Below are 6,687 nucleotides of genomic sequence, written 5' to 3' on the forward strand. Positions count from 1 at the left end.
CCGGCCACCACCCTGAGGTCGCGACGGCGCCTCCGGCACCACCCGCTGGAACAGCTCCCACAACTCGTCCGGCACCAGCCGCTCAACGATCCTCGGCACGACCAGCAGCTTACCCAGCCAAATGAGATGATCTCTTAAGCAGCTCAGAGCCGTGGGCTTCGTCAGCCTCGCTGGTCAGCGAGAGCCGTGATCAGTAGCGCCGGTATTGAACCGCCCCTCCGGTGGGGTGCAGCGTCGCCCCACACTCCGCCGGAGAGCTGCGGGGTTGTGGTCGTCATTGGCCGTTGTCGGTCGTCGCTGGCCGCCCTCGGACGGCCCACAGACGGCCCGGTCCGCCGGGCTCTACGGGGGCCGTCTGTGCAGATGCGGGCCGTTCCGGCGAGATCACCGCCGCCCTCGAACGGCTCGCGCTCCTGCCCAACGCATGCGATGATTACACCCTAATGATGCAACTCAGGTCGGGTGATGCGCCTTCGGCGACTGCCCCAGTCTGTAGTTGACCCGTTTCAAGACCGGGCCCCAGCGTGCTCGGACATTGGGCCTCCTGGCAGGTACCCGGACCGGACTCACACCGGCAAGCGACGACGGGCTTACGACGAGAGATCACCTGCACGAGGTCACCTCCCGTCTGCTGGGCGCATGAATGATCAGAGTTAGTGCCGAGGCGATGGATAGTTCTCGGACAAGAGTGGATCGACAGCGGCAACCTCCGCCAGTCGCCGACAGCGCCGGGCACACTCGGGACCATCAAGTCCAGCAGTACTCAAGGCTGTACTTGGCCGCCAAATATTACTCGGGTGGAGTTCAGCAGAGCCAGAAGCATTGAACGAACGGGACAAGCGAGACCGACTTGGAGGAGCGGACAGATGTCATCCGAGTTCGTTCGTTACACCCCTGAGATCGAGACCATCGATCCCCATCTCGACGAGCTGCTGGCACAGATCATCGATTTCTGGGAGAAAAAGGGCCGTGAATCGCCGAGTACCGAGGGCACCGGGCGGGCCGTCCGCGGCGCGCACGCGAAGTCATTCGGCCTGGTCAAGGCAGAAGTCGAGATCTTGGCTGATGTGCCGGCGGCGTATGCGCAGGGCATCTATGCCAAGCCGGGCCGCCACGGCGCACTGATTCGCTTCTCCAGCACGTCCACCCACCTGGGCACGGACGCACAACTCGGACCCGGCCTTGGCTTCGCGATCAAAATATTCGATATCGACGGACCAAAACTCGTCGAAGACGAGCCGGACTCGACCACCTTCGACCTCGTGCTCAAAAATAATCCCATCTTCATCAGCAATACGGCGAAACACTACCTGTTCATCGAGGACATCGCGAACAACGCGCAGGACTACCTGACGCGCGGCAAGGCGGGTCTCCACGAGCTGCTGGCGGATGTGCTCACGGGCAAGGGCCAGCTGCAGCAGCAAGAGTGGGCATGGGACGAGCTATTCGCGATCGTGAGGCTGGTAACGCAGACGCATGTGCGCAATCCGCTGCTCACCACGTTCTGGAGCATGGGCGCGGTACGTCATGGGGACTACATCGCCAAGATACGTGTCGCGCCGGCCGCAGAGAGCGCCACGCACGTGATCCATCGTGATCTCGACCTCACGATTGGCCCGGACGTGTTTTATCCGACGCTGGCGGACGAGCTACAGGCGAGACCATTCAATTTCGATCTTCAGGTCCAGCTGTGCACGGACCTCACGGCGATGCCAGTGAACGTCCTGACCGTGGAATGGCCCGAAAAGTTGTCTCCTTTTGTCACCGTGGGACGCGTGCATCTACCGCGCCAGGACATCTCGGGACCCGAGAACTTCGAGAAGGGTGACGCGCTCGCGTTCAATCAGTGGCGTGTCACCTCCGCTCACCGCCCGCTGGGCGAAATCATGCAGGTGCGACGGATCTACACGGCGTCGGCCAAGGTCCGCCGGACGCTCAACCACCAGCCGCAAACCGAGCCGACCAGTGCCGATTCGGTGTTGCCGTGATCAGAGGCCCACGGGCCCGGCTCGGGCGGTAACCACCCGGTCCGCGGCGCATCCGTGGGTCGTGTGGCCATTATCCGGGCGCAGGAATCGAACCGGATCGAAAGGACAGGACAGCTATGACAATGCAAGAAGGGACAGCGACCGCACCGGAACCCGATCAGGCCGTGGAGCAGAACATCCAGAAGCTGCGAGAGCTCTACGCCGACGCGCCGGAGGTGGGAAAGCAGGCGTTGGAGAACGTACTCCAAAAAGGCGCGACGTCGATTGTGGGGAAGCCGCGAACGCGGATGGAATCCGCTGGCCGGGTCGGCAGTCGGCAGGGCAGGGTCTCGGAGCTCACCCTGATCGCTCCGTTCGTGGAAGGTGGAGCAGAGCGACTGCGCGCCTTCCTGCAGCTGCGGGACGGAAACTTCGATGACACAGACAGGGTTGGCACCGTCCACGATATGCGCTTCGTATTCCTTGACAACGACAGGAAGCTGCTCTTCTGTACCGCCTACGACGATGAGTGGGACCCCTACATCGACGACTTCGCAACGAAGATCCCGGACGAACTGGATCTGTTTATGTGCAATTGCGTGGAATGGCCGGGAACGCGCAGCCCGTCGGTGAAGGACTGGATCGCGAAGTACCAGATCCCGGCCGATGGCTGGTACGTCGCGAATCCAGATCTGACGGTGGCGGAGACCAGGCGGCTGAACCGCGTCGGCCACGCGCTGGAAGAATTCCTGGACAAGATCAGCGACTAGTCCAGCCACCCGGACGGTCTGCGGGGTGCGGTCGCGCCACCCGGCGAGAGTGTCCCCGTGAGCCGGCTCGTCTCGGTTTCTTGTGGGGAGAACGCCATGCCGCTCGTCGATCGCCTCGGAGGCGACCTTCCGCGTGCCCCCGTAACCGTGGAGCTCGACGACATCCAGGCGACGGTGCTGCGCTACCGGCCCGAGCCCTACTACGGCACGCACGTCATGCTCCACGTGGAGGATGCCCAGGCCGGCCGCGAATTCGTGCAGCGGCTGACACGCTATGTCGACTCTGCCGCCGACTGGTGGCAGGCCGGCGACGTCTGGACCTCAATCGCCATCAGCTCCACCGGGCTGGTGGCTCTAGGCCTGCCGGAGGATTCTTTCCGGTCCTTCCCCGAAGCATTCCGCGTGGGGATGGCCGCACGCGCCGACAAGCTCCGGGACTACGGACCAAACGACCCGACGAACTGGGAAAGGCCCTTCGGCACCGGGGAGATCCACATCGCGGTCAGCATCTTCAGCGACACGGAAGACAAGTGGCGCCGCGCGATGGAGACCGCGGGCCAGCAGTATCAGGGGTTCTCCGGCGTCACCGTAATGCTGATGCAGGACTTCGGCGCCCAGCCAGGCGACCTCAACCCGCTGGGCTACAAAGATTCGATCGGCCAGCCGGCCATCGAGGGCAGCGGCGTCGACTCGTTGCCCGGCCAGGGACCACCGATCAAGGCCGGCGAATTCATCCTCGGCTACCCCGGCGAGGCCGGCGTGCCGCTGCCGATGCCCCGGCCGGACGTGCTGGGCCGCAACGGCACCTTCGTCGGGCTGCGCAACTACCAGGCCCGCGTCGGGACGTTCAACCGGTTCCTGCGCGAGCACGCGCAGACTGAGCACGAGCGGGAACTGCTCGCCGCGAAGCTGGTGGGCCGCTGGCGCAGCGGCGCGCCCTTGACGCTCGCCCCGACGCAGGACGACCCAGCGCTCGGCGCGGACGCGCGCCGGAACAACGACTTCACCTACGCCGCGGATCCGCACGGCCGGCAGGTGCCGCTCGGCTCACACATGCGGCGCATGAACCCGCGCGACACCAAGATGGCCCTACTCGCCGACGTGAACATTCACCGGATCATCCGGCGCAGCACGACCTACGGGGCACCCTACGACCCTGACGCGACCTCGGAGCAGGACGACGAGGTAGCACGCGGCACCTACTTCATCTTCCTCAGCGCCAAGGCAATGGCCACGATGGAGTTCCTGCAGCAAGAGTGGATCAACAACGGCAACTTCATGGACCTGGGCGACGAACGCGATCCGAACGTCGGGCTGCAGGAGGACGGGGCGACGTTCACCATCCCGCAACATCCGGTCCGGCGCCGCATCCACGGCATCCAGACATTCAACGTGCTGCGCGGCGGCGAATACTTCTTCATGCCCTCCCTGTCCGCCTTGAGATGGATCGGGGAGCTCCGCCAATCCAGCGGCCACGCTGATGAACGAGCCGAACCATCCTGAAAGCCCTCGCGACCCCCTGACGACCGCAAGCTTCACGAACCCCGAGTTGCACCGATCTGGGTCAGGACGCGCGGACCTGGCCCGCTGAGGACGGGAGGTGGCGGGGGAGTTGGCGAGCAGTTGCACGCCCACGTCCGGCGTGAGTTCGGTGGCCTGGATGCCGGAGCCGACGACGACCGTGACCAGGAGCCCGGTTCCCAGGGCTTCGGCGGCCATGCGGCGGCCGAGGGATGCGCTCACGCGGTGGCTCCTGCGGTCTGCGGTGGGGTCAGGAAAGCGGCGAGCTGGTCCAGGACGCCGGGCAGTACCCAGAGACCTCCGCCGACCCCGCCCTGACCATCACTGAGGCCGCTGCCGGCACTGAGGCCGCGCGGAGCAGGGCCCGCACACCACGAGCCCCGCCCATCGCGGCCCCGCACGCCGACCAGCGCGGCGCCAGTCACCCGCGCCGACAGCGAGACCCCGGGCCCGTCGAGGCCCGGGGTCTCGCTGTCGGCGGCTACCGGCGACGCGGTGCGGTGGCTCGGATCTCCGCCAGGACGACACCCGTCACGGGATCGCGGTGCACGGGGAGGTACAGGCCCCAGTCGGCGTCACCGGCCGCGGGCCAGCCTCCAGCCCCCTGCTCTACCGTCCCGGCTCCGCCGCCGAGCTGACGGCGGCGAGGCGCGGCGGCGCGCACTTCAACCCCGTCGTGACCCTCGCGGCCTGGTTCACCGGCCGCCACACCGCCGACGGGCTCACCCTGCGGGACGTCGCCGCCTACGTGCCCGCCCAGATCGCGGGGGCGATCGGCGGAGCGGTCCTGGCCGACGCGATGTTCGCGAAGCCGCTGGTGCAGTTCTCCACCCACGACCGGTCCGCCGGCCACCTGTGGCTGGGCGAGGTCCTCGCCACGGCCGGGCTGATCCTTCTGATCTTCGGCCTGGGCAGGATCGGCCGCGCCTCACTCGCCCCGCTCGCGGTGGCCTCCTACATCGGGGCCCCTACTGGTTCACCTCCTCCACCTCGTTCGCGAACCCGGCAGTGACCATCGGCCGCACCTTCACCGACACCTTCGCCGGCATCGCCCCCGCCTCCGTCATCCCCTTCATCGCGGCCCAGCTGCTCGGAGCCGCGCTCGGACTTGGCGCCGTCGCGGCGGTCTACGGCCGTCCCGCTCCCGCTTCAGACGAGGCCGTCGTCCCGCACGGCGAAACCGAACTCGCCTCCTCCTGATCTGCCCCGCTCCCGAGAAAGACTGCCTGCCATGAGTGCTCCCGCCCCGCATGTGTCGGTGCTGTTCGTCTGCGTCCACAACGCCGGCCGCTCCCAGATGGGCGCCGCCTTCCTCACCTACCTCGCCGATGGGCAGGTCGAGGTCCGCTCGGCCGGCTCCGCCCCCGCGAACACCGTCAACCCGGCCGTGGTCGAAGCCATGAAAGAGGTCGGCATCGACATCTCCGCCCAGCAGCCGAAGATCCTCACCACCGAGGCCGTGCAGGCCTCGGACGTGGTGATCACCATGGGCTGCGGAGACACCTGCCCGGTCTTCCCCGGCAAGCGGTACCTGGACTGGCAACTGGACGACCCGGCGGGCCAGGGCGTGGACGCCGTGCGGCCCATCCGGGATCAGATCGAGCAGCGCGTACGCGGCCTGCTCGCCGAACTCGGCATTCCGTCAGCGGCATGACGCCGACGCACACCGACCAAGTGCTGGCGATCTACCAGCTGCGTCCTGCACCTCTCGGGTGCGGCACCAATAAGTTGGATGTGTTCAGTGAGCTTTTTCAGGGTGGCCCCTGATCGGGTGACGAGGCCGACGTCCGCAACGCACGAGGCTCCTGTGCCGTTGAGAGAGGTGTTCGACGTCTCAACTCATCAGCGCAGGAGCCTCGTTGGTTCCCTACCCTGCCGCACTCGACCTGCTTCACGCCCTGGTCGAGTGGGTAGCCATGCTCATCGTCACCCGCGAGGGTGACCGCCGCTGCAAGCTCCCGCCTCACCAGCGTGCTCTCGTCGGCTTGATCTACCTTCGCCGGCACGACCCACTCGCGCAGATCGCGGCCGGCTTCGGCATATCCGTCGGCACCGCCCACGCCTACATGACGGCCCTCGTCGATCACCTGTCCCACCGGGCGCCCGGCCTGCTGCGAGTCCTGCGGGAGAGTGATCCCGAGCAGGTGCTGCTCGACGGAACCCTCGCCGAGTGCGACCGGGTCGGCGACAGCCGGACGGACTTCTCCCACAAGCACCGACCAGCGACCGCATGACCGGGGCGCCAGCCTTGTGGTTTCGCCAGATCGCGGCGGCCATCGCGAGGACTCTCGGATCCCACTCACAACAGAGTGAAGGTTGATCAGATGCCCTCTAAGAGATCATCTCATTTGGCTGGGTAAGCTGCTGGTCGTGTCGAGGATCGTTGAGCGGCTGGTGCCGGACGAGTTGTGGGAGCTGTTCCAGCGGGT

The 6,687-nt window shown here is 66.5% G+C and carries 4 protein-coding genes and 3 pseudogenes; 6 read left to right on the forward strand and 1 reads right to left on the reverse strand.

Annotated features, from left to right (window positions below; all coding sequences use genetic code 11):
* Positions 1-866: 866 nt before the first annotated feature.
* From ACFY01_RS46635 to ACFY01_RS46645, 3 genes are all read left to right on the forward strand, one after another.
* The gene (locus ACFY01_RS46635) at positions 867-1,988 is read left to right on the forward strand and encodes a catalase family protein (protein ID WP_390741867.1); all 1,122 of its coding nucleotides are present in this window, start codon (positions 867-869) and stop codon (positions 1,986-1,988) included.
* Between the two features lie 164 nt (positions 1,989-2,152).
* A complete protein-coding gene (locus ACFY01_RS46640) occupies positions 2,153-2,737 on the forward strand; it encodes a hypothetical protein (RefSeq protein ID WP_390741868.1) in 585 nt (194 codons plus the stop codon).
* A gap of 57 nt (positions 2,738-2,794) precedes the next feature.
* Complete coding sequence (locus tag ACFY01_RS46645; RefSeq protein WP_390741869.1) at positions 2,795-4,240, forward strand: Dyp-type peroxidase; 1,446 nt, start codon at positions 2,795-2,797, stop codon at positions 4,238-4,240.
* Positions 4,241-4,336: 96 nt separating this feature from the next.
* On the opposite strand, the pseudogene ACFY01_RS46650 reads toward ACFY01_RS46645, so the two are convergent.
* Positions 4,337-4,480: pseudogene (locus ACFY01_RS46650) on the reverse strand (aquaporin family protein); the annotation flags it as partial.
* 322 nt (positions 4,481-4,802) lie between these two features.
* Here ACFY01_RS46650 and ACFY01_RS46655 point away from each other — a divergent pair.
* From ACFY01_RS46655 to ACFY01_RS46665, 3 genes and pseudogenes are all read left to right on the forward strand, one after another.
* Positions 4,803-5,458 (forward strand): annotated as a pseudogene (locus ACFY01_RS46655) (aquaporin).
* 31 nt (positions 5,459-5,489) lie between these two features.
* Positions 5,490-5,912: an arsenate reductase ArsC gene (locus ACFY01_RS46660; protein WP_390741870.1), complete on the forward strand. Its 423-nt coding sequence runs from the start codon at positions 5,490-5,492 to the stop codon at positions 5,910-5,912.
* A gap of 205 nt (positions 5,913-6,117) precedes the next feature.
* Positions 6,118-6,477: pseudogene (locus tag ACFY01_RS46665) on the forward strand (transposase family protein); the annotation flags it as partial.
* Between the last annotated feature and the right edge of the window lie 210 nt (positions 6,478-6,687).

Source organism: Streptomyces sp. NPDC001480 (assembly GCF_042894725.1).
In the GTDB taxonomy this organism is placed as follows: domain Bacteria; phylum Actinomycetota; class Actinomycetes; order Streptomycetales; family Streptomycetaceae; genus Streptomyces.